Origin of the sequence: Streptomyces sp. BK340 (assembly GCF_007827595.1) — a bacterium.
Classification (GTDB): Bacteria; Actinomycetota; Actinomycetes; order Streptomycetales; family Streptomycetaceae; genus Streptomyces.
This window is the reverse complement of sequence record NZ_VISR01000010.1, coordinates 1-25815: the sequence shown is the minus strand read 5'-3', so window position 1 is coordinate 25815 and position 25815 is coordinate 1. Positions and strand designations below refer to the sequence as shown.

The window sequence follows — 25815 nt, the reverse complement described above, 5'->3', positions numbered from 1 at the left end:
CGGTCACGGCACCGGCCCGGCCGGCACGGCGTCCACGGGGGCTTCGGCCGCCTCGGGCGTCGTCCGGCCGCGGGTCAGGTGCCGGGCGAGGGCGATCACGGCCGTCAGCGCCACGAGGCCGGTCACTCCGGGCCAGCCGAACCGGTCGTAGGCCCGCAGCCCGAGCCAGGACCCCACGCTGCCCCCGATGAACGCGCACGTCATGTACGCGGTGTTGATCCGCGCCCGCGCCGCCGGGCGGAGCGCGAAGTTCCGTGCCTGGTTGGCGACTTGGCCGCACTGCACCGCCACGTCGAGCAGCAGCATGCCGCCCGCCAGCGCTACGAGCCCGGCCACGCCGCCCCATCCGCCCAGCGCCAGCACGCCCGCCGATCCGGCGACCCCGAGCAGACACCAGAGGCTGACCGCGTCCGGTCCCCTGCGGTCGACCGCCCGGCCGGCCTGCGGCGTAGCGAACATGCTGGCGGCGCCGACCAGCCCCAGCACGCCGACCGTCCGGGCGCCCATGCCGTACACCGGTCCGGTCACGAGCAGCGTGAGCGCGGTCCAGGCGGCGCTGAAGCCGGCGAAGACGGCGGTCTGGTAGAGGCAGGAACGGCGCAGGCCGGGTTCCTCTCGCAACAGGCGCAGGGGGGCGGCTATCAGCTCGGGGTAGGTCTGACGGGAGGGCGGCTCGGTGACGGGGACCACCCGGGAGAGGACCGCCGCCAGGGCGAGGACGACCACCGCGGCCACCAGATAGGGGGCTCGCCAGCCCAGCCATGACCCCAGGGTGCCGCCGAAGGTGCGGGCCAGCAGGATGCCGCCGATCAGGCCGCTGCCCACCGTGCCGGTGACGGCTCCGCGCCGCTCGGCGGGGACGAGTCCGGCGGCCATGGGGAGGATGATCTGCGGCACGACGGTGGTGACGCCGGTGGCCGCGCTCGCGACGACGAGCACCGGGAGGGTGGAGGCGGTCCCGGCAGCCAGAAGTCCGAGCGCGGTCAGGGTGAGCAGGGTGACGAGCAGACGGCGGTGCGGCAGCCGGTCACCCAGCGGCACCAGCAGGAAGATGCCGCCCGCGTAGCCGAACTGGGCCGCGGTGACGACGAGGGCCGCCGAGCCGGCGGGGACGTCGAGGTCGGCGGCGACCAGGGAGCCGATGGCCTGAGGGAAGTAGATGGTGGAGACGCCCACGCCACAGGCGAGGGCCAGGACGAGGATCACCCAGCGGGGCGGGTTCGGCGGTGCGGGGGACGCGGACACGCAGACACCTCACAGAGGAACCGTTTTAAGTGGTTCGCCGAAGGTACCAGTTAAACCGGTTCTCCAGTAGTCTGACCGACGTGCCTACGACTCCCCGCTTCCGCCAGGGCGCCGGCCGCCCCTGTCTGGACTTCGTACGGACCCTGCGCCGCCGGGGCACGGCCGACGCCGCGGAGGAACTGCCCGACGCCGAGTCCTTGGCCGCATGGATACGGCAGTGCGCCCCCTGTCCCGCCGGGACCGGCGACGCCGATGCCGTCCTGGTGCGCACGGCGCAGGAACTGCGCGAGGCGATCCACCACCTGATCGGCGCCGCCCGGGCGGGCCGAGCCCCCGACGCCCGGGCCCGCGAGCGGGTCAACCGGGCCGCAGCACACGCCGTTCCCGTGCCCAGCCTCGGCCCTTCGGGCCGGCTGGAGTGGCAGGCCGACGACCCCGTCCGCGCCACCCTCGCCCTCGTGGCCCGCGACGCCCTGGACCTGATCACCTCCCCGGCCCTCGACCGGGTACGCGACTGCTCCGGCCCCACCTGCGGCGCCCTCTTCCTGGACACCTCACGCCCCGGCACCCGCCGTTGGTGCTCCATGGACACCTGCGGAAACCGCGCGAAGAAGGAGGCGCTCCGCCGCAGGGCCACGGCCTAGCGCTGCCGCCCGGAGCGTTCAGCCCGACAGGTACGGCATCATGGCGGAAACGTCCGGGGCCCGGCCCCACGCCAGTGAAGGGTTCGCCCCGTGAGCAACATCCAGCCCCCCGAAGGATCCGACGGGGGACCGGAGGACCACTCCTCCATATCCGACGAGCAGTGGGCGGCGTTCCTGCGGGACGCCGCCGAAGGCGATGGCACCTCCGCGCCGAAGGAGCCGTCGGCCCGGGCCAGGATGGTGGACCGGCGGTTCCGCAACGTACTCAAGACGGAGCGCAAGGGCCGCGGCCCGAGGCGGAGTTCGTTCCGCGACAGGGCGGGTGCGGTGGTCCCGTGGACGGCCGTGGCGGCCGTGGTGCTCGTGGGCGCCTACCAGCAGGGCCTGTTGTCGTGGGACGGACCGCCCGCGTCCGGCCCGGCCAAGGCCGTCGCACTGCCGGGCGGCGGGACCTCCGACGGCGATCGGTGCGGAGCCAAGGGGTTCCACCACTTCCCGCTCCCCTCAGCCGCCTCCTCACCCGCCCCTGAGGCCACCCGGCGGCCCGGCCCGCAGCTGACACTCGGTTCCTACGGCTATGCGCAGTCCGGCAGCGACACCGACAGTTTCCACATCGGGCTGCTCTTCGCTGAGGGCCCGAAGGGATCCCTCGAGGTGTCCCGGACCCTGGGCGGGGAGGGAGCCGCGGTGGAGATCGAGGGCCCGGACGGACTGGTCGCCGGCGCCCACGGCCTCCCCGTCACCTGGAACTCCCCCGGGAAGACCGGCCGCGAGGACAAGACACACATCGACCTGACCGGCGGCGGCAGCGCCGAGATCACGCTGCCCCTGCGAGCCCTGTGCCCCGGCTACGACGGCGACGCGCTGTGGAAGGGGCTCCAGCCGCCGATCGACTCCTCGAACACCATGACCGGGCAGCCGGCCTACACCCTGACCGTGTCCGTCCGTGATCCGGGCATCGGCGAACTGCGCAGGTCTATCGGCGTTCCGGTCGGCGGCAACCTCCTCAGCACGAACAACCTCGTGCCCGACGGCCCCTGAGCACGGCGTCAGCGGCCACTGGTCGACGCGCTGTCGTCCTGGCCGCTGAACCGGTCCCGCAGCTCCCGCTTCAGGATCTTCCCGCTGGCGTTGCGCGGCAGCCGGTCCACGAACAGGACCCGCTTGGGCGCCTTGAAGGACGGGAGCTTCTCCCGCACGTGTGCGATGAGCTGCTTCTCCGTCACCTCGCCGCGTGGAACGACGACCGCCGTGACGGCCTCGATCCACCGCTCGTCGGGCAGGCCGATCACGGCGGTCTCGGCGACGCATTCGTGGGTGTAGAGGGCGTCCTCGACCTGGCGTGAAGCCACCAGCACGCCACCGGAGTTGATGACGTCCTTCACCCGGTCCACGATGGTGAAGTAGCCGTCCGGGTCGCGCACCGCGAGGTCGCCGGAGTGGAACCAGCCGTCCCGGAAGGCCTCTGCGGTCTCCTCGGGCCTGTCCCAGTAGCCCTCGCACAACTGCGGTGAGCGGTAGACGATTTCACCCGGGGTGCCGTCGGGGACGTCCTCGCCCTCGTCGTCCACGACACGTGCGTCCACGAACAGCACGGTGCGGCCGCAGGAGTCCAGCCGGCCCTCGTGCTCGTCGGGCCCGAGCACCGTGGCCAGGGGACCGATCTCGCTCTGCCCGAAACAGTTGAAGAAGGCCAGCCCGGGCAGGTGTTCGCGGAGTCGCCGGAGCACCGGCACGGGCATGATCGACGCGCCGTAGTAGGCCTTGCGCAGACCGCCCAGGACCCGGGTGGTGAAGTCGGGCCGGTTGGCGAGGCCGATCCAGACGGTGGGCGGCGCGAACAGGCTGTCCACGCGGCCCGCCTCGATCAGGTCGAAGAGCCGGTCGCCGTCGGGCGCGTCCAGGATGATGCTGGTCGCGCCGACCGCGAGGTAGGGCAGCAGGAACACGTGCATCTGCGCCGAGTGGTAGAGCGGCAGCGCGTGCACGGGCCGGTCGCCGGCGCTCAGGTCCAGGGCGGTGATCGCGCTCAGGTACTCGTGGACCAGCGCCCGGTGGGTCATCATCGCCCCCTTGGGCAGGGCGGTGGTGCCGGAGGTGTACAGCAGCTGCACCAGGTCCTCGGTGCGTGGTTCGGGCCCGTCGTACGGGGGCGCCTCGGCCAGCCGGGCGAGGAAGGAGTCGTCCGAGTTCCGCAGCGGCAACACCCGCACGCCGTCGGGAACTTCGCCGGCGATGTCCGGATCGGCGAGCACCAGCGCGCTGCCCGACTGGCCGACGATGTACGCCAGGTCGGCGCCGGTCAGGTTCTGGTTGACCGGCACGTGGACCAGGCCCGCGCGGGCGCAGGCCAGGAAGGCGATCAGGTAGGCGTCGGAGTTGTGGCCGTAGGCGCCCACCCGGTCGCCGGGGGCGAGCCCCTCGGCGCGGAGGAGGCCCGCCGCACGGGAGACGGCGGCGTCGAGTTCCTCGTACGTCCACCTGCGTTCGCCGTACTCCAGCGCCACCCGTGCGGGGGTGCGCCGGGCGCTGCGCCGCAGCACCCCGTCGACCGTGCTGCCGTGTCCCTGCGTCATGACAGCCGATCCTCTGTCCACCACAGGCGCAGGTCAAGAACCTCACACCAGCCGGGTGCGGCCCTCCCAGTACGGATCCCGCAGACGTCGCTTGTACAGCTTGCCGTTGGGGTCGCGGGGCATCTCCGTGATGAAGTCGACGCTCCTGGGCCGCTTGTAGCCGGCGAGCCGCTCGGCGCAGTGGTCGAGGAGGGCCGCGGCGAGGGCCGGGCCCGGCTCGTGTCCGGGGGCCGGTTCCACGACGGCCTTGACCTCCTCGCCCCAGTCGTCGTGCGGAATGCCGAAGGCCGCGGCGTCGGCGACGGCGGGGTGGGCGAGCAGCGCGGACTCGATCTCGGCCGGGTAGATGTTGACCCCGCCGGAGATGATCATGTCGATCTTGCGGTCGCGGAGGAAGAGATAGCCGTCCTCGTCCAGGTAGCCGAGGTCGCCGACGGTGAAGAAGTCGCCGATGCGGTTCTTGCGGGTCTTGTCCTCGTCCTTGTGGTACGAGAATCCGCCGGTGCTCATCTTCATGTAGACGGTGCCCAGTCGGCCGGGCGGGAGCCGGTTGCCTGCGTCGTCGAAGACGGCGAGTTCACTGATGGGCCAGGCCCTGCCGACCGTTCCGGGCTTCTTCAGCCAGTCCCCGGCGGTGGCGAAGGCTCCGCCGCCCTCGCTGGCCGCGTAGTACTCCTCCACGCAGTGCCCCCACCAGTCGATCATGGCCCGCTTCACATGGTCCGGGCAGGGGGCGGCGCCGTGGATGGCGTGCCGCATGGACGAGACGTCGTACCGGCCCTTCACCTCGTCCGGGAGGGCCAGGAGGCGGTGGAACTGGGTGGGGACCATATGGGTGTGCGTGCACCTGTGGGCGTCGATGAGGCGGAGCATCTCCTGCGGGGTCCACTTGTCCATGAGCACCAGGCGGTGGCCGATGTGCAGGGACGCGCCCGCGAACTGGAGGACGGCCGTGTGGTAGAGCGGCGAGCAGACGAGATGGACGTTGTCCTCGAAGGGCCTGATGCCGAAGATGCCGAGGAAGCCGCCGAGGTAGGCCTCCTCGGGGGCCTTGCCGGGCAGCGGGCGGCGGATGCCGCGGGGGCGTCCGGTCGTACCCGAGGTGTAATTCATGACCCAGCCGAGCGTGCGGTCGCCCGGCGCGGACCCGGGCTGTCCGTCGAGGAGTTCGGCGTACGGCCGGAAGCCCTCGACCGCACCGACCGCGTAGCGGTGGGTGGCCGGCAGGCCGGCCTCGTCGGCGGCGTGGCGGGCCGGTGCGGCGAAGCGCTCGTGGGCGACGAGCACCTTGGCGCCGGAGTCGGCCACGATCCAGGCGATCTCGGGGCCGACCAGGTGGTGGTTGACCGGGACGAGGTAGAAGCCGGCCTGGCTCGCGGCCAGGTAGGCGGTGAAGAACTCGACGCCGTTGGGCAGGACGACGGCGAAGGCGTCGCCGCGTTCGAGGCCCGCCGCGCGCAGCCCGTGGACGAGCCGGTTGGCGGCGGCGTGCAGGCGTCCGGAGGTCCACTGCTCACCGTCGGGGGCGATCAGGACCGTGCGGTCGGGGTTCTGGGCCGCCTGGGCCCAGAAGCCGGTGGGGGGTGTGCTCACGACTGGCCGCTCCTTCCGGCGATGCGGTTGATGCGGTCGACGGCCTGCTCGAAGCCTCGGGTGAGGTCGTCGAAGACGGCCTGGACGCTGCGTTCGCCGGTCATCCGGCCGACGATCTGGCCCACGGGCGTGCCGAGCAGCGGATCGACCTCGTACTTCTGGATGCGGGAGACCGCCTCCGCGACCAGCAGGCCCTGCAACGGCATGGGCAGCGTGCCGGGCCCGGCCGGGTCGTCCCAGGCGTCGGTCCACTCCGTGCGCAGCTGACGGGCGGGCTTCCCGGTCAGGGCACGGGAGCGGACGGTGTCGCCGGACCCGGCGGCGAGGAGCTTGCGGGTCAGGGCGGGCGAGTGGAGGTCCGCTTCTGTGGTGGTCAGCCATATGGAGCCCAGCCACACACCCTGGGCGCCGAGGCTCAGAGCGGCCGCCACCTGCTGGCCGCTGCCGATGCCGCCCGCTGCCAGCACGGGCAGCGGATCGACCGCTTCGACGACCTCGGGGGTGAGCACCATGGAGGCGATCTCGCCGGTGTGGCCGCCGGCCTCGTAGCCCTGGGCCACGACGATGTCGATGCCCGCCTCCTGGTGCTTGCGGGCGTGCCGGGCGCTGCCCGCGAGTGCGGCGACCAGGACGTCCTGGTCGTGGGCGCGGGCGACGACGTCGGCGGGCGGGGAGCCGAGGGCGTTGGCGAGCAGCCGGATCGGGTAGTCGAAGGCCACGTCGAGCTGGCTGCGGGCGACCTGCTCCATCCATCCGGTGATGCGCCACCCGGACGCCTCGCCCTCGGCCAGTTCGGGCACTCCGTGCTTGGCGAGGGTGTCGCGTACGAACTGCCGGTGCCCCTCGGGGATCATCGCCTCGATGTCCGCCTCGGTCAGTGTGCGATTGTCCGGGCCCTCCACCTTCTTCGCGGGCATCACGACGTCCAGCCCGTACGGTCTGCCGTCGACGTGCGCCTCGATCCAGTCCAGGTCCCGTTTGAGGTCGTCGGGGGCGGTGTAGCGGACCGCGCCGAGCACACCGAAGCCACCGGCCCGGCTGATGGCCGCGGCGACGGCGGGGAACGGCGTGAAGCCGAAGACGGCGTGCTCGACTCCGAGTTTCCTGCTCAGCTCCGTCTGCATGGGCGCAGGATGCCGCAGTCCCCCGGACGACGGAAGAGGTTTTCTGATGCGCCGTCAGTTACGCGGCAGATTTTGCTCCGTCGGACTCATGTTCACCCTGGATGGCGCGTATGCCTCGTTGACACCTCCCGCACCCGACAGGACAGTTTCACGATGACCGATGAGGTGGCCAACAGACTCACCCGCCGTCAACTGGGTGCCCTGACCCTGGGCGGCGCCCTCACTCTCGCCGGCTTCCCGGCCGGCCCGGCCGAGGCCGCGTCCGCCTCCGGCCACCGCACCCTGCGGCACGGCTCCCCGGAACAGGCCGGGCTCCTGGCCACGCATCTGCGCCGGCTCGTCACCGATGCGGAGGCGTTTCTCGGCCCCTCCCCCAAGCACCCCTGGTACGCGGGCGCCGTCCTGCTCGCCGGACGGGGAGCGACCGTGGCGCTGCACCAGCCGATCGGCATGGCGGTGCGCTACGCGGGATACGACGACAGGACCGACACCGGGATCGAGTTCCCGGCCGACCAGCAGATCCCGATGTCCGCGGACACGGTCTTCGACCTCGCCTCGGTCTCCAAGCTCTTCACCTCGCTCCTCGCGGTGCAGCAGCTGGAGCGCGGGACCCTGGAACTGGAGGCGACCGTCGCCTCGTACCTTCCGGACTTCGGCCAGGCCGGCAAGCAGGACGTCACGATCCGTCAACTGCTCACCCACACCTCGGGTTTCCGTGCCTGGATCCCGCTCTACAACGCGCCGACGCACGAGGAGAAGCTGCGCCTCATCTGGAACGAGACGCCGCTCAACCCGCCCGGCACGGTCTACCTCTACTCGGATCTCAACCTGATCTCCCTCCAGCTCGTCCTGGAGAAGGTCACCGGCCGCGCCCTCGACGTCCTCCTGCGCGAGGAGATCACCGCTCCGCTCGGCCTGGACCGCACCCGCTACAACCCGCCCGCGTCGTGGAAACCGACGATCGCCGCCACTGAGGTCGCCCGCCCGCCCTGGTCGGGGCTGGACCGCGGGCTGGTGTGGGGCGAGGTGCACGACGAGAACGCGTTCAGCCTCGGTGGAGTGGCGGGTCACGCGGGGGTGTTCTCCTGCGCCTGGGACCTCGCGGTCCTCGGCCGCACGCTGCTCGACCGCGGCGTCCACGGCCGTACCCGCATCCTGGAGCCGGAGTCGGTGGACCTGATGTTCACCAACTTCAACACCGCCTTCCCCGGCCACGACCACGGTCTCGGCTTCGAGCTCTACCAGCACTGGTACATGGGCGCGATGGCCACCCCGCACACCGCGGGCCACACCGGCTTCACCGGAACCTCGCTCGTACTCGATCCGACGACCGACTCCTTCCTCGTGGTGCTGGGCAACTCCGTTCACCCGGTGCGTACGTGGCGGTCGGGGTCCGCTCCCCGGGTCGCCGCCGGCAACCGTCTGGCCCGCGCCGTACCGGTCCGCCCGGCCCGTGGCCGTACCGCCTGGTTCTCCGGAACGGCCGACGCCACGACGGCGACCCTGACCCTGCCCTCGCTCGACACCTCGCCCGGTGACGCACGGCTGTGCTGCGCCCTGTGGTGGGACATCGAGCCCGCCTCGGACGTCCTCGTCCTGGAGGCCGCCTCGGACGGCGGCACCACCTGGCAGCCGGTGCCGTTCACCACCACGAGCCCGGGCACGGAACCGCAGGAACACACCGCGGGCTCGGTGACCGGCTGGTCCGGACGGGTCTGGCACCGGGTGACCGCCGAGCTGCCCTCCGCCCGGCAACTGGCCGTGCGCTGGCGGTACACCACGGACCGGCTGTACGTCGGCCGCGGGGCCTACGTGGACGCATCGCGCGTCGAGGCCGACGGCGCGGTCGTGTTCGACGAGACCCGGCCGGCCGACGCGGCCCGGATCACGGCGGTGGGGTGGACGGCCTCGGCCGACTGACGCCCGCGGCGGGGCGGTCACCGGTCGGCCGGGCCGACAGGCCGCGGGTTGAACCGCGGGCTACCCCTCCAGCACCGCCATGGCCGCGTTGTGCCCGGGGACCCCGCTCACCCCTCCCCCGCGCACCGCGCCCGCGCCGCACAGCAGGATGTTGCCGTGCCGGGTCTCGACGCCCCAGCGGCCGGTGTCCTCCTGGGTGTAGGGCCAGGACAGGGCGCGGTGGAAGATGTTGCCGCCGGGCAGGCGCAGGTCTCGTTCGAGGTCCAGCGGGGTCTTCGCCTCGATGCAGGGGCGGCCGTCGGCGTCCGTGGCGAGGCAGTCGGTGAGGGGTTCGGCGAGGTGTGCGTCGAGCTGGGCGAGGGTGGACTTCAGCAGTTCCTCGCGCACGGCGTCGTTGTCCCGGGCGAACAGCCGGGCGGGGGTGTGCAGGCCGAACAGGGTCAGTGTCTGGTAGCCGCGCTCGGCGAGTTCGGGGCCGAGGATGGTGGGGTCGGTCAGGGAGTGGCAGTAGATCTCCGAGGGCGGCGCGCTGGGGAGTTCACCGGCGGCGGCCTGGGCGTGGGCGGTGGCCAGTTGCTGGTAGCCCTCGGCGATGTGGAAGGTGCCGGCGAAGGCCTCGCGGGGGTCGACGGCCGGGTCCCGTAGCTTGGGGAGGCGCGTGAGCAGCATGTTGACCTTGAGCTGGGCGCCCTCGGCGGGCTCGGGCGCGGAGTCCCCCGTCAGGGCGGCCAGTTCCTGCGGGGAGGCGTTCACCAGGACGTGCCGTGCGGCGGCGACGCCCTCGCCGTCGGCCGTGCGGTAGGTGACCTCGGCGGTGTGGCCGTCGGTGTCGATACGGACCGCCTCGTGTCCGGTCACGAGTTCCGCGCCCGCCTCGCGCGCGGCGGTGGCCAGGGCGTCGGTGAGGGCACCCATGCCGCCGACGGGCACGTCCCAGGCTCCGGTTCCGCCGCCGATGACGTGGTAGAGGAAGCAGCGGTTCTGGGCCAGGGAGGTGTCGTGCGCGTCGGCGAAGGTGCCGATCAGCGCGTCGGTGAGGACGATGCCCCGGACCAGGTCGTCGGAGAAGTTCTCCTCGACTGCGACGCCGATCGGCTCCTCGAACAGGGCCCGCCAGGCGGTGTCGTCGTCGATGCGGCGGCGCAGCTCGTCCCGGGTGGGCAGGGGCTCGGTGAGGGTCGGGAAGACGCGCTGGGCGACCTGGCCGGTCATGCCGTAGAAGCGCTGCCAGGTGTCGTACTCGCGCTCGCCGCCGGTCAGCCGGGCGAAGGCCTCCCGGGTGCGCTGCTCCCCGCCGCCGACGAGGAGTCCGGTGGGCCGGCCGCCGCGCTCCACGGGGGTGTACGAGGAGATGGTGCGCCCGCGGACCCGGAAGTCGAGACCGAGGTCACGCACGATCTTCGACGGCAGCAGGCTGACCAGGTAGGAGTAGCGCGACAGACGGGCGTCCACCCCGGCGAACGGGCGGGTGGAGACGGCGGCGCCGCCGGTGTGGCCGAGCCGTTCCAGCAGCAGCACGGAGCGGCCGGCCCGGGCCAGGTAGGCGGCGGCGACAAGGCCGTTGTGGCCGCCGCCGATGATGACGGCGTCGTACGTCCGGGTTCCCTCGTTGGCAGGCATGGTTCTTCGTAACACGTGATGATCTACGTCGGCCAGAGGCATGCCGGACGTGTCGGCGCGTGGGTCAGGGTGCGGGGCGCTGTCCGCCGGACGCCCGTTGCCGGCTCAGTACGGCGACCCTGCGGTACAGCTCCACGGCCTCGGCCCCGCGGCCGAGCTGTTCCAGGCAGTGGGCCTCGTCGTTGCGGCTGGCGAGGGTGTCGGGATGGTCGGGCCCGAGGACGCGTTCGCGGGCCGCGGCGACCCTCCGGTACTCGGTGAGCGCGTTCGCCCAGCGGCCCAGCCAGCCCAGGGCGACGGCGACCTCGCGCCGGCTGACCAGGGTGTCCGGGTGGTCGGCGCCGAGGACGCGTTCGCGCAGCGCGCACACGTCGCGGGCCTCGGCGAGGGCCTCCTCCCAGCGGTCGAGGCGGCCGAGGTTGACGCCCAGGCCGTGGCGGGCGCGCAGGGTCTCGGGGTGGGTGGGCCCCTGGACACGGGTGCGGTCCTCGATCAGGTCGCGGTAGAGGCGCAGGGCGTCCGCGCTGCGGCCGAGCCGGCCCAGGCTGATACCGGCCTCGTAGCGGGCGGCGAGGGTGTCCGGGTGGTCGGCGCCGAGGGTGCGGGCGCGGGCGTCGGCGACCTCCCGGTAGGTGCGCAGCGCCTCGTCCCAGCGGCCCAGCTGGCCGAGGGCGTAGGCGACTTCGTAGCGGGTGACGAGGGTGTCGGGGTGGTCGGGGCCGAGCACCCGGGCGCGGGCTGCGGCCACGTCGAGGGCCATCCGGTACGAGTCCTCGAGGCGCCCGAGCCGGCTGAGGTTGAAGGCGAGGTTGTGGCGGCAGCGCAGGGTGTCGGGATGCTCGGGGCCCATGACGCGCATCCGGGCGGCCAGGACCGAGGTGTAGCCCTGGTGGGCCTCGAAGTGGCGGCCCAACTGGCCCAGTACGTAGGCTGTCTCCTGGCGTGCGGCCAGCGTGTCCGGGTGCTCGGGACCGAGGACGCGCGCCCTGGCCGCGGCGACGTCGGTGTAGGCGCGCAGCGCGTGGGCGGCTCGGCCGGTGCGGCTGAGGGTGAAGGCGGCCTCGTAGCGGCTGGCGAGGGTGTCGGGGTGGTCCGGGCCGAGGAGCTCCGCCCGTTCGGCGGCGACCGTCAGGTGCACGTCGCGTGCCTCGGCCCAGCGGCCGCGCCGGGCCAGGCCGAGGCCCTCGTGGTGCCGTGCGGTGAGGGCGGCGACGGCGTCCGGTGCCGGCCGGGAGAGGACGGCGACCCGGGCCCCGGCGGTCCAGGCGCCGCTCAGGGCCGCGCCGGGGTCCGGCGGGACGGCGCGCAGTCCGGCACCGACCGCCTTGTGGCCGGTCGTCATGCCCCGGGTCCACGCCGGCAGGCGTGTCTCGTGCGGAGCCGTCGCACCGGCGCCCGGACGTCCTGTCACGACCGTCGGCACATACGTGGCCGCCGTACGCCCCGCGGCCAGGCGACGTCCCAGCTCACGGGCGTCGTACGGCCGTTCCTCGGGCAGTTTGGCCAGCAGGTCGAGGACGATCCGTTCGAAGGGGCCGGGCAGTTCCGGACGGTGGGTGCGGGGCGGGCGGGGCGGGGTGTCACGGTGGCCGATGAGGATCGCCCAGGCGTCGTCCAGGTCGAACGGCGGCGCCCCGGTGGCGATCTCGTACAGGACGCAGCCCAGCGAGTACAGGTCGCTGCGCTGGTCGACCTCGGTGCCGCCGATCTGTTCCGGGGACATGTAGTGCGGCGTGCCCATGGCGATGCCGGTGCCGGTGAGACGGGCGGTGAAGCCGATGTCGTGGCCCAGGCGGGCTATGCCGAAGTCGCAGATCTTCACGGTGCCGTCGGTCAGACGCACGATGTTGGCGGGCTTCAGGTCACGGTGCACGATGCCCTGTTGATGGGTGTAGGCGAGGGCGGCGGTCACCTGTTCCGCGATGTCGATCACGTCGTCCACGGGCAGCGGATGCCCCTTGTTGTCCTCCAGGAGCCGGCTCAGGTCGCGTCCTTCCAGCAGCTCCATCACGAGGTAGAGGACGCCGTCGGACTCGCCGAAGTCGTGGATGACGGTCACTCCGCGGTGCGAGAGCGCGGCGGCCACTCTGGCCTCCCGGCGGAACCTCTCCCGCAGGACACGGGTGAAGGACGGGTCGTGCTGAGGGCCGAGCGGCTTGAGGCACTTCACCGCGACCTGCCGTCCCAGGGACTCGTCGCGGGCCCGCCACACCTCCCCCATCCCGCCCCGCCCGATCAGGTCGAGCAGCCGGTACCGGCCCTGAATCAGCCCGTTCTCCCCCATTGCGCGCCGTCGCCCCCGTCGCAGTCCGCCCCGCCCCCCGGGGGGACATCGCCGCGTGCCGCGACCGCGTACGACGCGGCCCGGTCCATGACACACCCCCCTGCTCGTCCAGTATGGCGGCCTATCGCCCCAGTTTGTACGGTGCGGGTCGGGCGTCCGGACCGAGCCTCGCCATGGCCCGCAGGATGTGTTTGGGCGGCAGCTGCCAGCGCAGACGTGCGGGAACGCACCGCAGCAGGGCGCCCGTGGCCCGCAGTCGGCGGGTCACGACGGCGGGTCGGGGGGCCGGTCTGCCGTACAACTCGTGGGCGTACGGGGGCAGGGAGGCGTACGCCAGCTGCGCCACGCGCCGCCACAGCACCTCGCGCGCCGGAACCAGGAGGGGATGCGTCGGCGGGCGGAGGAGGAAGTCGTCCACCGCGCGTGCCTCGGGCCCCACGGCCAGTCCCGGCCGCACCTTCTCGAAGTACGCGGCCATCTCGGTCCGGCCTGCCGGCACGGCGTCCGGGTCGAGCCCCACCAGGCGGGCGCTGACGCGGTGTTCGGCGATGTACCGGTCGGCCTGGGCGTCGGTGAGCGGGTATCCGGAGCGGCGCAGGACGTGCACGTAGGAGTCGATCTCCGCGCAGTGCACCCACAGCAGCAGCTCGGGCTCGTCCACGCCGTACCGCTCCCCGGTGTCCGGGTCGCGCGCCCGGAGCATGCTGTGGATCTTCCGTACCCGGGCACCGGCCCGCTCGGCCGCCTCACCGGTGCCGTACGTCGTGGTGCCGACGAAGTCGGCGGTGCGCATGAGCCGGCCCCAGGCGTCACGCCGGAAGTCGGAGTTCTGCATGACGCCGCGCACGGCGCGCGGGTGCAGCGCCTGGAGGTACAGCGCGCGGACGCCGGCGACCCACATCATCGGGTCGCCGTGCATCTGCCAGGTCACCGAGGAGGGGCCGAACAGCCCCGGGTCGGCATCGGTCATGGGGTCACCTCCGCCCTGCGACCACGATGCCACGGCCGCGGAGCGGAGCGGTACCGCCGGTCACGGACTCTCGGCGCACAGCCGGAACGTCTCGGTGCCGGCGCCGGTGAGCGGGCCACGGGCGTCGCCGGGGCGATGCCGCGGGGCACCGTCGGCGCGAGCTGTCGGTAAATCCAGCAAAATTCATGGGCATGCACGTACATTTCCGACCATCGCTTGGAGATGTCACCGGCAGACGGGGGCAAAGGATGGGCACGGACGACCGAGTCCCGGTGACGACCGGGATCGCACGGCTGCACGCGTCGCCCGGACTCGCCGGGCCCGGCCGGCTCGGGCTGGTGACCAACCACACCGGCGTCCTCCCCGACCTGCGCCCGGCCGCGCACGCGCTGCTCGAGACCGGCGCGCGGCTGGTCGCGCTGTTCGGACCCGAGCACGGACTGCACGGGACCGGCCAGGCCGGCGAGAGCGAGGACGCCGGGACGGACCCCGCCACCGGCCTGCCGGTCCACGACACCTACGGATGCGTCGGCGAGCGTCTCGACAAGCTCCTGATCGACAGCGGCGTCGACGCACTGGTGTACGACCTGCAGGACATCGGGGCCCGCTTCTACACCTACGTGTGGACCATGTTCGACCTGATGGCCGCGGCGGCCCGTACCGGCCTACGGTTCGTGGTCGCCGACCGGCCGAATCCCCTCGGCGGGCTCGTCAGCGAGGGCCCGCTGCTCGACCCGGCGTGGGCCAGCTTCGTCGGGCGCGCCCCGATCCCCGTCCGGCACGGCCTCACCTGCGGCGAACTCGCCCGGCATCTCAACACGTCGGACGTGCCCCAAGTGGCGGGCGTCGCTGCCGACTTGACGGTGATCGAGGCTGTCGGCTGGCGGCGCGACACGGGCGCGGAAGCCACCGGCCTGCCGTGGGTCGCGCCCTCGCCGAACATGCCGACGCCCGCCACCGCGACCGTCTACCCCGGCACCTGCCTGTTCGAGGGCACGAATCTGTCGGAGGGCCGTGGCACCACGCAGCCCTTCGAGATCGTCGGGGCCCCGTACATCGACGCGCGGTTCGCGCCCTCGCTCGCCGAACTCGCCCTGCCCGGAGTGCGCTTCCGTGATCTGCGGTTCGTACCGGCCTTCCACAAACACGCCGGACGGCCACTGCGCGGGGTCCAGCTCCACATCACCGACCGCGAGCTGTTCGCTCCCGTGCGCACCGCCGTCGCGATGCTGGCCACGCTGCGCCGGCTGTACCCGGACGACTTCGCCTGGCGCACCGAGGACGCGGGCACGGAGGGGACCGGCCATCGTCACTTCGTCGACCTGCTGTGGGGGTCCGACCGGTTGCGGCACACCGTCGACGCGGGCGACGACCCGCTGCCGCTGTGCGATCCGCCGACGCCGCCCGGCCGGTGGGCCGGAGACGGCGTGCTGCTCTACCCGTGAGACCTCCGGCCCCACCGCCGCTGCCCACAGCTCTGCCCGGAAGGACAACTCCGTCCCGGAAGGACAACCGTCGATGACCGATCGCACGACGACGACCGGATCCCGGGCCGGGATCCGTGGCTTTCGCGCGGGCGACGGCCCGCGGCTGGTGGAGGCGTGGCGCCGGAGCGTGCCGGCCGACCCGATCACCCCGGACCGCTTCCGCTCCCTGGTGCTGCTCGACGCCAACTTCGATCCCGAGGGACTCAGGGTCGCCGTCGACGGTGGCCGTGTCCTCGGCGCGGCCTACGCGGTGCGCCGTCTGGTGCCGATGAGCGGCACCGACCTGGAGCCGGAGCAGGGCTGGATCCCGTTCTTCTTCGTCGACCCGGCCGCCCGCGGGCGCGGCCTCGGCCGACGGCTGCTGACCGATGCCGTCGACTGGCTGCACGGCCACGGCCGTACCCGGGTGGACTTCTCCTCGTACACACCGAACTACGTCCTGCCGGGCCTGGACGCCGAGGCGTACCCGGAAGCGGCCGAGCTCCTCGGGTCCTTGGGCTTTCGCACGCTGTACGAGGCGGCGGCGATGGACCGCAGCCTGGTCGGCTATCGCCTCCCGGAGGAAGTCGCGTGCCGCGCGGACGAGCTGACGGCGCGGGGCCACCGGTTCGCCACCCCGTCCGACGACGACCTGGTGGAACTGATCAGGCTCGCCGGGAACCGCTTCAACCCGGACTGGGCGCGCGCGATCCGGGAGTGCCTGGCCACGGGCACGCCGCTCGACCGGATCGTCGTCGCCCGGGACCCCGCGGGCCGCCTGGTCGGCTGGGCGATGCACGGCGCGTACGAGTCGGCGGACGAGCGGTTCGGGCCGTTCGGTGTGCTGGAGGAGATGCGCGGCACCGGGCTCGGCAAGGTCCTGCTGCACCTGGTCCTGGAGCGGATGCGGGCGCGGGGTGCGCACTCCGCGTGGTTCCTGTGGACCGGCGAGCGGTCCCCGGCGGGCCATCTGTACCGCCGGGCCGGATTCACCACGACCCGGGTGTTCCGTGTGCTGCGCCGGGAGGCCGCCCGATGACGTCGCCGTCACGCCGCACCCGGGCCGCAGATGGCCTGAGCCGCCGCCGCTTCGCCCTGGTGCTCCCCTCGGCGCTGCTCACCGCCGGGTGCGCCGCGCCGTACCGGGGCACCGGGCGGCCGGGGGACCCGATCGTGCTCACCCTGCTCTCCCACTACGCGAGCGGGGAGCTGAAGGATGCTCTGCAGGGCCCGGTCGACGAGTGGAACGCCACGCACGACCGGGTCAAGGTACGGACGAAGGCGGTCGAGTTCACGGATCTGCTGACCACGTTGATGGTCCGGCAGGCCGCGGGCCAGGGCGCCGACATCCTCCACCCGTACTGCCTGTGGAACGGCCAGCTCGTCCGGGCCGGTGTGCTGCGGCCCGCTCCGTCCGAGCACGCCGAGGAGATCAGGCGCGGCTACGGCGGGGCCGCGGTCGGCGCCGCGTCGGTGGGCGGCACGGTGTACGGCTACCCCACCGAGGTACAGACGTACGCCCTCTACTACAACAAGCGGCTGCTGCGCGAGGCCGGTGTCGCCGGACCTCCGCGCACCTGGCGGGAGCTGGAGCAGACGGCCTACCGCACCGCCAGGCGGGACCGGTACGGCAACACACTGGTCCAGGGGTTCGGGCTGTCCACCTACGACGACTCGACCACCGTCGGCCAGACGCTCGCCCTGCTCAACGCCGCCGGCGGAAGGTTCGTCTCCGGGGACGGCAGAAGCACCGCCATCGACTCCCCGGCCGGCCGGGCCGTGTTCGATCTGGAGCACCGCCTGGTCACCGAAGGTGCGAGCTCGCCCGGCGTCAACGTGTACAAGGCGTTCGCGTCCGGGCAGGTGGCCATGGTGGTCAGCGCCGGCTGGTGGACCGCGGACCTCAAGGGCCTGATGGGCAAGGACTACCGGGATGTCGGCGTCGCGCCCGTACCCGTCCCCGCGGTGGGCGACAGACGCGCCACGCTCTCCACCGGCTTCATGCTGGGCGTCAACGCGGCCAGTGAACACCCCCGCGAGGCCTGGGAGTTCCTGCGCTGGCTCAACACCGAGAAGGTGGGCGTGAAGAGCGCCGGGGAGGGCGCGACGGCGACCCGGATGAGCACGCTGCAGGTGTCGGTCGGCTCCCTGACCGGCCGTGCCGACGACATGCGGACCCTTCTCGGCGCGGGCGGTGATCCGAACCTGCGCCCGTTCCTGGACGCACTGGCCTACGCGGTGCCGGAGCCGAACGTGCCGGGCGCGCAGCAGGCCAAGTCGCTGCTGCGCAAGAACATCGAGGCGTTGTGGACCGGTCAGCAGTCGGTCGACGAGGCGCTGCGCACCACCCGCCGTCAGGTCGATCAGGAGGTGTCGCGCTCATGGTGAACGCCCTGGCGCCGGAGACGACCGAGCGAGTGCCCGGCCCGCGCTCCGCCGGACCCGCGGTCGACGGCCGCCGCGGTCCGGCCCGGCGCCGGCGCCGCCAGGCGGTCGTCGGCTATCTCTTCCTGGCACCGACGCTGCTGTTCTTCGCGGTCTTCCTGATCCTGCCGCTCGGCTTCGCGCTGCTGCTGTCCACGTCCCGCTGGGCCGGTTTCGACCTCGGCGACATCGATCCGGTCGGACTGGACAACTTCACCGGTCTCTTCGCGGACGGTTCGACGTTCCTGGCCCCGGTCCTCACCAACACGCTGCTGTTCGCCCTGGGCACGGTGGCCCTCGCGCTCGCCGGCTCCGTGGTCGTCGCCACCTGTATCGACAACCTGCGGTTCCAGGGGCTGTGGCGCACGCTGTACTTCCTGCCGATCGTCACGACCGTCGTCGCCGTCGGCAACGTGTGGAAGTACATGTACGAACCGGGCGGACTCGTCAACGGCGTCCTCAACGCCCTCGGGCTCGACTCGGTGGCGTTCCTCCAGGATCCGGACACCGCGCTGCCCTCAGTCGTGGTCGTACAGGCCTGGGCATCGGTCGGCTCGGCGATCCTCATCCTGACCGCAGGACTGAAGTCCATTCCCGAGTCGTACTACGAGGCCGCCGCGCTCGACGGCGCCGGGCCCGTCACCGTCTTCCGGAAGATCACGCTGCCGCTGCTGCGGCCGTCCCTGCTGTTCGTGTGCATCACCCAGTTCCTCACCGGGCTGCAGTCGTTCGCGCTGATCATCGTGATGACCAAGGGCGGGCCGGGTGACGCGACCGATGTCGCCGCGCTGGAGATGTACCGGCAGGCCTTCTCGTACGGAGACTGGGGCACCGCCAGCGCCGCCGCGTTCGTGCTGTTCGTGGTGGTCCTCCTGGTCACGCTGGCGCAGTTGTGGATCTTCCGGCGAAAGGGGGAGGACGCATGAACCGCCGCCGTTTCCCGTGGTTCTCGTATCTGCTGGTCGTGACCGGCGCCGTGCTCACGGTGGTGCCCTTCCTCGACATGGTGATGACGTCCTTCAAGGGGCCCGGCGAGTCCGGCACACTGCCGTACCGGTTCCTGCCCGAGGCGTTCGACCTGTCCAACTACCGGGCGGCGATCGACCAGCTCGATCTGCCGGTGCTCTTCCGCAACAGCGTCGTCGCCACCGCCGTGATCACCGGATCGGTGCTGCTCACGTCGTCGCTCGCGGGCTACGCGCTCGCCAAACTCCGCTTCCCCGGACGGAACTTCATCTTCCGCCTGGTGCTGTCGACGATGATGTTCCCGCCGTTCCTCTTCTTCATCCCGCACTTCCTGATCCTGGTGCACTGGCCCCTGGCCGGGGGCAACGACCTGTTCGGGCGCGGGGGCGCGGGCCTGACCGTCAGCATCGTGGCGCTCGCCATGCCCTTCCTCGTCAACGGCTTCGGGATCTTCCTGATGCGCCAGTTCATGGTCTCGATCCCGGACGAGGTCCTGGAGGCCGCGCGCATCGACGGGGCCGGCGAGTTCGCCGTGTGGTGGCGGATCGTGGTGCCGCAGACCAAGCCGGTGCTGGTGACGCTCGGGCTGCTGACCTTCGTCGACGCCTGGAACGAGTACATCTGGGCACTGCTCGTCTCGACCGCCGACCCGGACGTGATGACCCTGCCCGTCGGCATCCAGCTTCTGCAGGACTATGTCGACCCGACCCGCACGATGCCCATCGTCATGGCCGGACTCGTCCTGAGCATCCTGCCGGTCCTGGTCCTCTTCCTGCTGCTGCAGAAGTACTACATCCGTGGCGTCATGCTGAGCGGGCTCAAGTAGGTCATGCCCTCGGATCACAGTGGCGTGCCGGGGGAGGGTGGGGAGCCGTGGGTCGCAGCACCACTGCTTCGGTGGTTGACGGCGAACTGCAGCTCCCGCCCGTCGGCGGTACGGACGAGTTCCGGCGGGGCCACCACTCCGGCGTTGTTGCCCGGGATGTGCAGCGGGCCCTGCCAGGCCGCCACGAACGCCGCAACCGTCGACCGGTCGGCCAGGTCGAGCCGTTCCACCAACAACTCCCCTGACGTGGGAGGCAGTACTGCCTCCAGGCGCGCCGCCACGCGGGCACCGGCGTCGGTGTCCGCACGGCCAGGGTGACCTCGGCACCAGCCGCGGCGAGCGCCCGGGCCGACTCCACCCCGATTCCGGAACTGGCTCCGGTCACCACGGCCCGGCGGCCGTGAAGGTCGACGGCGTCGATGACCTGGGCGGCGGTCGTGCTTGCCCCGAAGGTGTGGGGCGTCTGCGGTTCGGACAGCGGACGAGTCTCCTGACCCGGATGACTCGAGTGGCCTTTCGGGCCGGTTCACCGGGAAGTCGGCGAGGCGCCGACGGGAGTCCACGCGTGCCCGTCGCCCACTGACGTGACACGCCCGAGTACGTCGTCCGTGAAGTGCCCGGCAGCGATCTCGACCGCGGCGATGGCCTCGGCGGACAGTCCTTCCGCGGCGAGGTTCCGCAGCAGCGAACCGTCTTTCAGCCGAGCGACGCCGGGCACGTCCACGTCGCTCTTCGGGGGCGTGGGGGGGGCTGTGTGCGGGGCGCTCCTGCCCCGTGACGGGACGGGTCGAGGGTGTGGCGGCTCAGCCGTCGAGCGTCCCCATGAACTGGGGTGCGTAGCGGTCGCCGGTGACCGCGCCGTGCGGGGCGACCGCCTCGATCGCGGCTATGTCCTCGGCGGTGAGCGTCACCTCGGTCGCGGCGACGTTCTCCTCCAGGTAGCGGCGGCGCTTGGTGCCCGGGATGGCGATCGCGCCCTGGTGCTGGACCCAGGCGAGCGCCAGCTGGGAAGGCGTGACGTCCTTGGCGGCGGCGATGCGGCGGACCTCGCGCACGACGTCGAGGTTGCGATCGAAGTTCTCGCCCTGGAAGCGCGGGTCGGTACGCCGCCAGTCGTCCTCGGCGAAGTCGTCGGGACTGGTGATGGCGCCGGACAGGAAGCCACGCCCGAGCGGGGAGTACGCGACCATGCCGATCCCCAGTTCACGCAGGGTGTCGAGCACCCCGTTGTGTTCGATTCCGCGCTCGAAGAGCGAGTACTCGGTCTGGACAGCGGTGAGCGGGTGTACGGCATGGGCGCGCCGGATCGTCCGCGCGGACGCCTCGCTCACGCCGATGTGACGGATCTTGCCCTCGGCGACCAGCTCGGCCAGTGCGCCGACGGTGTCCTCGATCGGCACCTCGGGGTCGATGCGGTGCAGGTAGTACAGGTCGACGTGGTCGGTGCCCAGATGCCGCAGCGAACGTTCGAGGGCCCTGCGTACGTACTCGGGCCGGCCGTTCAGGCCGATCGCCCGGCCGTCGTCGGTGATCTCGACACCGGTCTTGGTGGCGAGGACGGCAGCGTCCCGGCGCCCGGCCAGTGCCTTGCCGAGGAGCTGCTCGTTGACGAACGGGCCGTAGCTCTCGGCGGTGTCCAGCAGAGTGACGCCCAGCTCGAGCGCCCGCTCGACGGTGGCCAGCGACTCGGCCTCGTCGGTGGCGCCGTAGAAGGCGCTCATGCCCATGCAGCCGAGCCCTTGGGCTCCGACGGTCAGACCCCGGGTGCCCAGTGCGCGCTGTTCCACAGTGACTCCTCAATTCCGTAACTAACTGGATAGATACATGACCGTAAACCCGTGGATCGCCTATGTCAATAACTAGATAGTTACTTGCTAGGGTGGTGGACATGCCACGGGACTCCAGCGCCACCAAAGCCCGGCTGCTCGACGCCGCCTTCAACGAATTCGCCGCCTACGGCATCGCCGGGGCCCGGGTGGACCGGATCGCCGAGGCCGCGGGGGCGAACAAACGGCTGATCTACGCCTACTTCGGCAACAAAGAGCAGTTGTTCGACGAGGTTCTGCAACGGGCCCTGGCGGCGGGTGCCGAGGCGGTGCCGTTCGACGTCGACGACCTGCCCGGATACGCAGGCGCGATCTTCGACCATCTCGTCGCCCGGCCGGACCTCATGCGCCTACGCCTGTGGAAGCTCCTGGAACGTCCCTCCGCCACCGAACTCGAGGCGGGCGCCTTCGCGCGTAAGACCGCCGAAGTGGCCGACGCGCAGCAGCGTGGCGACCTCGCCCGGGACATGGGGCCCGCAGATCTGCTGACCATGGTGCTCGCCGCGGCCCAGGCATGGTTCTGGGCCGCTGAGGGCGCCGACGCGGCAGAGAGCGGTCCATCGTGGCCGGCGCAGCGGCTGGCCGAGCACCGCGCGGCAGTCGTCGAGGCCGCCCGTCGGATCAGCGAGCCGAAGGCCGCCGCGGAGTAGCAGCTCCATCGGCGCCCGGCCGCGGCACCTGCGGGCGTCTGAACCGAGCCGGGAAGACGGGGGTGGGCCGTGCGGCCGTCTCCCGGTACGTCACTGCTCTCGTCGGGCACGTCTTCCCCGACAGCACCGGCCCGCACGCCCTGGCGGCCGCCGTCCGGGCGCTCGTCCACGGCCTGACGTCGCCCCCCGGCGAACCCGCTCGCGGTGAACGTGCCCTCCCTGTTCGGCGCTCGTACCCCGGATCGCTGTTCGGCGGCGTCCGCGAGACTCAGGAGATGCTCGACTTCTGCGCCGAGCACGGCATCGGCGCAGAGATCGAGCCGATCCCGGCGGACAAGATCAACGAGGCGTTCGACCGGGTCCTCGCCTGTCCACTACCGCTTCGTGGTCGACACCTCGTCGCCGGCCTGACAGACGAGGACGGCTCAGCCGCCGACGAGGGCGACGAGCTTGATGAAGACCAGGCCGGGATCGACGGCGAGATCCACGACCTCGTCGAGGCCCTCGACCTGGCGGTCGCCGGCCAGCACGAAGAACCCGTTGGCCAGGAAGGCGCGCTCGGCGATCTCGGCCTGGCGCTCCCAGTCGATGCGGCGGGGCTCGCGGAGCCGGTAGCCGTTCAGTTCCGTCTCGGCGTCGTCGGGGCGGACGAGGCCGTTGAAGCGGTCGTTCGGCCGGACGTTGTGCCGGGCGACCTCCTCCCGGACCCGGAGCCTGATCAGCTCCCGTACGGTCATCCGCTCCGGCAGCCCCGCGACCTGCCACTCGGTGACGGGCTTGCCCGTCGCGGTCTCGTCCCGGAATGTCACGGTGGCCATCAGGCACCTCGCTTGATCTGCATGAGGATGGTCTCGTCGGTGATCTCGGTGTCGGCGGCGAGCAGGAACGCCTTGCTGAGGATGAGGGAGAGCCGTTCGTCCTCGAACGGCAGGAACACCTTGCCGTCCCCCTTGCGCCCGGCCGGGACGATGCACAGGTAGCTGTCGTCCGGTTCCATCAGGATGTTGGCCGAGCCCAGATGGATCTTGTACCTGCGCAGCTCGCCGCGGACGACCAGGAAGCGGCCCTCCAGCGTGCACCGGTCGGCGATCCTCAGCCGCGGCAGGATCCGTTCCAGGACGTCGCGGCGGGCCTCGGCGCTCGCCGTCAGCTCGGCGAACCCGGCCCGCTCCCAGTAGGTGCGCTCGGGTCCGCCGTCGGTCCAGTCGGGATCGGCGGCGATCGAGGTGACACCGACGAAGAGGTCCACGTCGCGCATCGCCTCGCTGAACACCAGCGGGGGCACGTCGGCGAGCGGTGCCTCGCGCCAGACTCCCTCCACCCGGCGGTGGAACCGCACTTGGTCGGTCGACGCCAGTTCCTCCTCGCCCGCCCAGTCGGCCCAGCGGTGGAAGAAGCGGACCCGCCACTCCCCCGCCGCCAGCGTGCGTTCGGCCTCGTCGCCGTCCCCGCCGTCCCAGGGGCCGAGCAGGTCGCTCTTCCATCCCCGGGCCCGGAACAGGGCGAACATCCTGCGGTAGTGGACGAGATGGGCGGCGAAGCGGTTGGAGTAGACGCGGGTCCGCTCCTCGGCCGGAGTGAGCAGGTAGATCTCGCGGAACGCCTGCTTGAAGGGCTGCCGTATGCACCGCTCGGTGAGCAGGTCCCGCCAGGCCCGCACGGCCCGGGGGTCGGAGCGGAGCGGGTGCCAGAGCCGTACGGAGGCGTCGTCGGGCGCGTCGGGAAGGTGCTCGGCCGTCTCGGGCAGTACGGCCCGCCACTCGCCGGGTGCGATCTCGATCTCCCAGAGCAGTCGGCGTACGAGGGTACCCGCGAGGGGGTGCCCGGCCAGCTCGGTGCGCCACCAGCCGTACGGGTGGACGGCCTCGACGGCGAAGCCACCCTCCAACGCCCGTACGAGGGTGACCAGTTGGGCATTGACGCGCTTCACCAGCTCGCGCAGCTCCTTGACCAGAGCCGCATGATCGCGGCGTACCGGCGCCGGTAGGCTGCGCAGCGGGCGGCCGTCCTTCTCCCAGGTCAGCGTGGCGGTCTCGGTGACCGTGACGACGGCCTGGTAGTCACCGGCCGGGCGGCGCAGGACGCCGCCGGCGACGGAGCCGCCGACGGGCACGGCGTCGAACCCCAGCCTCGGCAACCGCAGTGCCACGTCGGTGCGTTCGGCCAGCGCAGCGTCGACCTTCTTGAACATCTTGTCGAGTTGCTTGGGCACCCCGGCGTGCCGGACGGTCCGGCGCACCGTGCGGATCGCGGTCACCAGCTCGGGTGTCGGGAAGTCCTGTGCGGCGCGGACCACTTCGTACAGCAGGGCCTGCGAGGGCAGCGTCTTCGCCGCCGTCGGAGCGAGGGCGACGCCGGGCAGCAGCCGCTGGAACAGCTCCGGCAGCCAGGGCTCGTCGCGCAGCAGCGCCACCCGCAGGGCCTGTCCGAGCGAGGTGATCTCCCGGTCCGTGAACGCCTTGTCCGCCCGGTAGGGGATCTCACCCGCCCGGATCGCATCCGTGCGGTCGGCCGCGGCTTCGAGCGCGCGCCGGGCGAAGGCCACGTAGGCGGGGTTGTCGGCCGACCGGCGCCAGGTGTGCGCGAGCGGCGAGACGAACCTGTGCTCCCGGTCGATGTCGGACAGCAGCGCCCGTTCGGCCGGGGTGAGACCGGCCATGACGGCGATCTCGTCGGCGACTATGGGGCCCACATCGCGGGAGAGGCGCTCCACGACCGAGCGCAGGGTCGCGTCGCCGGCGAACCCGGCGACCGCCAGCAGTGCGTACGGCTGACGCAGGGTCTCCTTCTCCAGCCGGAACCCGACCAGCCGACGGGCCGGTTCGGACACGTCGGGCAGCGGCCCTGTGCAGGACTCCAGCGCGCGCAGGCCGAGGGTGAGGTCGGCCCAGCCGGACTCCTCGCATCGCTCGACGAGTACCTCGAACATGCGGCGGCACGCCTCGGGCGTGTAGCGCGGCTGCCGTTCCCTGACCGCGTCCTCGACCGCGAAGCGGACCGTCGCCATCGTCTGCGCGGCCGATGCCCTCACCTGGTAGGCCGCCACGAACAGGCTGCCGAGCTGCTCGTCGGAGACCTGTGACAGGTCCGGGCGCCTGTCCTGGTCCTCGAGTGTGAAGTCCGGGTCGGTCAGCGCGCGCGTCAGCCGGGCTGTGAGGTCCATCAGGCGCCCCTCTTGATCTGTCGGAGGATCGTGTCGTCGGTGATCCTGGTGTCGGCGGCGAGCAGGAACGCCTTGCTGAGGATGAGGGAGAGCCGTTCGTCCTCGAACGGCAGGAACACCTTGCCGTCCCCCTTGCGCCCGGCCGGGACGATGCACAGGTAGGCATCGTCGGGTTCCATCAGGATGTTGGCCGAGCCCAGATGGATCTTGTACGTGCCCAAGTCTCCGCGGACGACCAGGGCCCCCGGTCCCCGCAACGCCGCGGGGACGTCCCACCGGGGGTCCGTGCGCTGGCGTTCCAGGAGATCGACGAGCCGGCGCGCGCGATCGAGGGCGGCGGACCGCACGTCGTCCAGCGAGTCGTCCCTACGGGATTCGGCCACCAAGGCGTGGTAGAGCATGGCGGGATGATGGCAGGGGGGACTGACATTGATGCTGATACTCAGGTTCCGGCGGTCGTGGCTCGGGGTCTGACTGACGCCCTGCTGGGCTGTCTTCGCGCTGTACTGTCCGGCCGC

The 25815-nt window shown here is 72.0% G+C and carries 21 protein-coding genes and 2 pseudogenes; 10 read left to right on the top strand and 13 right to left on the bottom strand.

Features of this window, described 5'->3' with window-relative positions:
- Positions 1-3 precede the first annotated feature (3 nt).
- Complete coding sequence (locus FB157_RS19375; protein ID WP_261386375.1) at positions 4-1245, bottom strand: MFS transporter; 1242 nt, start codon at positions 1243-1245, stop codon at positions 4-6.
- A gap of 80 nt (positions 1246-1325) precedes the next feature.
- Between FB157_RS19375 and FB157_RS19370 the strand changes: the two genes are divergently transcribed.
- Positions 1326-1889 carry an ABATE domain-containing protein gene (locus FB157_RS19370; RefSeq protein ID WP_145881405.1) on the top strand — a complete coding sequence of 188 codons (564 nt, stop codon included), beginning with the start codon at positions 1326-1328 and terminating at the stop codon, positions 1887-1889.
- Positions 1890-1979: 90 nt separating this feature from the next.
- A complete protein-coding gene (locus FB157_RS19365; protein WP_261386374.1) occupies positions 1980-2930 on the top strand; it encodes a hypothetical protein in 951 nt (316 codons plus the stop codon).
- Positions 2931-2938: 8 nt separating this feature from the next.
- Here the strand turns inward: FB157_RS19365 and FB157_RS19360 are convergent, their stop codons facing one another.
- The 3 genes from FB157_RS19360 to FB157_RS19350 are packed head-to-tail and all read right to left on the bottom strand — an operon-like array spanning position 2939 to position 7182.
- Positions 2939-4465, bottom strand: coding sequence for an acyl-CoA synthetase (locus FB157_RS19360; RefSeq protein WP_145881403.1), 1527 nt, complete (start codon positions 4463-4465; stop codon positions 2939-2941).
- A 42-nt stretch (positions 4466-4507) separates the two neighbouring features.
- On the bottom strand, positions 4508-6058 hold the full coding sequence (locus tag FB157_RS19355) for an acyl-CoA synthetase (protein ID WP_145881401.1): 1551 nt from the start codon (positions 6056-6058) through the stop codon (positions 4508-4510).
- Entirely contained in the window at positions 6055-7182 is a 1128-nt protein-coding gene (locus FB157_RS19350; RefSeq protein WP_145881399.1) for a nitronate monooxygenase family protein, read from the bottom strand. Before FB157_RS19350 ends, FB157_RS19355 begins: the two co-directional genes overlap by 4 nt.
- A gap of 153 nt (positions 7183-7335) precedes the next feature.
- On the opposite strand from FB157_RS19350, the gene FB157_RS19345 reads away from it, so the two are divergent.
- Entirely contained in the window at positions 7336-9102 is a 1767-nt protein-coding gene (locus FB157_RS19345) for a serine hydrolase domain-containing protein (RefSeq protein ID WP_145881397.1), read from the top strand.
- Between the two features lie 60 nt (positions 9103-9162).
- On the opposite strand, the gene FB157_RS19340 is transcribed toward FB157_RS19345, so the two are convergent.
- From FB157_RS19340 to FB157_RS19330, 3 genes are all read right to left on the bottom strand, one after another.
- Positions 9163-10722: an NAD(P)/FAD-dependent oxidoreductase gene (locus tag FB157_RS19340; RefSeq protein WP_145881394.1), complete on the bottom strand. Its 1560-nt coding sequence runs from the start codon at positions 10720-10722 to the stop codon at positions 9163-9165.
- Between the two features lie 64 nt (positions 10723-10786).
- Positions 10787-13006, bottom strand: a complete 2220-nt coding sequence (locus FB157_RS19335; protein ID WP_145881391.1) for a serine/threonine-protein kinase — start codon at positions 13004-13006, stop codon at positions 10787-10789.
- A gap of 121 nt (positions 13007-13127) precedes the next feature.
- A complete protein-coding gene (locus tag FB157_RS19330; protein WP_145881389.1) occupies positions 13128-13976 on the bottom strand; it encodes an oxygenase MpaB family protein in 849 nt (282 codons plus the stop codon).
- 272 nt (positions 13977-14248) lie between these two features.
- On the opposite strand from FB157_RS19330, the gene FB157_RS19325 reads away from it, so the two are divergent.
- The 5 genes from FB157_RS19325 (at position 14249) to FB157_RS19305 (ending at position 19658) form a co-directional block, all read left to right on the top strand.
- A complete protein-coding gene (locus FB157_RS19325; protein ID WP_261386373.1) occupies positions 14249-15421 on the top strand; it encodes a DUF1343 domain-containing protein in 1173 nt (390 codons plus the stop codon).
- 73 nt (positions 15422-15494) lie between these two features.
- A complete protein-coding gene (locus tag FB157_RS19320) occupies positions 15495-16481 on the top strand; it encodes a GNAT family N-acetyltransferase (RefSeq protein WP_145881384.1) in 987 nt (328 codons plus the stop codon).
- A complete protein-coding gene (locus FB157_RS19315; RefSeq protein ID WP_261386372.1) occupies positions 16478-17830 on the top strand; it encodes an ABC transporter substrate-binding protein in 1353 nt (450 codons plus the stop codon). Before FB157_RS19320 ends, FB157_RS19315 begins: the two co-directional genes overlap by 4 nt.
- Positions 17824-18792 (top strand): carbohydrate ABC transporter permease, encoded by a 969-nt coding sequence (locus FB157_RS19310; protein ID WP_145881382.1) that lies wholly within the window; start codon positions 17824-17826, stop codon positions 18790-18792. The genes FB157_RS19315 and FB157_RS19310 overlap by 7 nt, the downstream gene beginning before the upstream one ends.
- Positions 18789-19658, top strand: coding sequence for a carbohydrate ABC transporter permease (locus FB157_RS19305; RefSeq protein WP_145881380.1), 870 nt, complete (start codon positions 18789-18791; stop codon positions 19656-19658). Before FB157_RS19310 ends, FB157_RS19305 begins: the two co-directional genes overlap by 4 nt.
- Positions 19659-19672: 14 nt before the next feature.
- On the opposite strand, the gene FB157_RS49650 is transcribed toward FB157_RS19305, so the two are convergent.
- From FB157_RS49650 to FB157_RS19290, 3 genes are all read right to left on the bottom strand, one after another.
- Complete coding sequence (locus FB157_RS49650) at positions 19673-19888, bottom strand: hypothetical protein (protein ID WP_391335977.1); 216 nt, start codon at positions 19886-19888, stop codon at positions 19673-19675.
- Between the two features lie 296 nt (positions 19889-20184).
- Positions 20185-20376 carry a hypothetical protein gene (locus FB157_RS19295; RefSeq protein ID WP_145881378.1) on the bottom strand — a complete coding sequence of 64 codons (192 nt, stop codon included), beginning with the start codon at positions 20374-20376 and terminating at the stop codon, positions 20185-20187.
- Positions 20377-20461: 85 nt separating this feature from the next.
- Positions 20462-21445, bottom strand: coding sequence for an aldo/keto reductase (locus tag FB157_RS19290; RefSeq protein ID WP_145881376.1), 984 nt, complete (start codon positions 21443-21445; stop codon positions 20462-20464).
- Positions 21446-21546: 101 nt separating this feature from the next.
- On the opposite strand from FB157_RS19290, the gene FB157_RS19285 reads away from it, so the two are divergent.
- Positions 21547-22134, top strand: coding sequence for a TetR family transcriptional regulator (locus FB157_RS19285; protein WP_145881374.1), 588 nt, complete (start codon positions 21547-21549; stop codon positions 22132-22134).
- Between the two features lie 224 nt (positions 22135-22358).
- Positions 22359-22545, top strand: a pseudogene (locus FB157_RS48490) (alcohol dehydrogenase); the annotation flags it as partial.
- 14 nt (positions 22546-22559) lie between these two features.
- Here FB157_RS48490 and FB157_RS19275 read toward each other — a convergent pair.
- The 3 genes and pseudogenes from FB157_RS19275 to FB157_RS47955 form a co-directional block, all read right to left on the bottom strand.
- Positions 22560-22952 (bottom strand): hypothetical protein, encoded by a 393-nt coding sequence (locus tag FB157_RS19275; RefSeq protein WP_145881372.1) that lies wholly within the window; start codon positions 22950-22952, stop codon positions 22560-22562.
- Positions 22952-25297, bottom strand: a complete 2346-nt coding sequence (locus FB157_RS19270; RefSeq protein ID WP_145881370.1) for a DUF4132 domain-containing protein — start codon at positions 25295-25297, stop codon at positions 22952-22954. The genes FB157_RS19275 and FB157_RS19270 overlap by 1 nt, the downstream gene beginning before the upstream one ends.
- A pseudogene (locus FB157_RS47955) lies at positions 25297-25815 on the bottom strand (hypothetical protein); the annotation flags it as partial. The gene FB157_RS19270 and the pseudogene FB157_RS47955, both read right to left, overlap by 1 nt.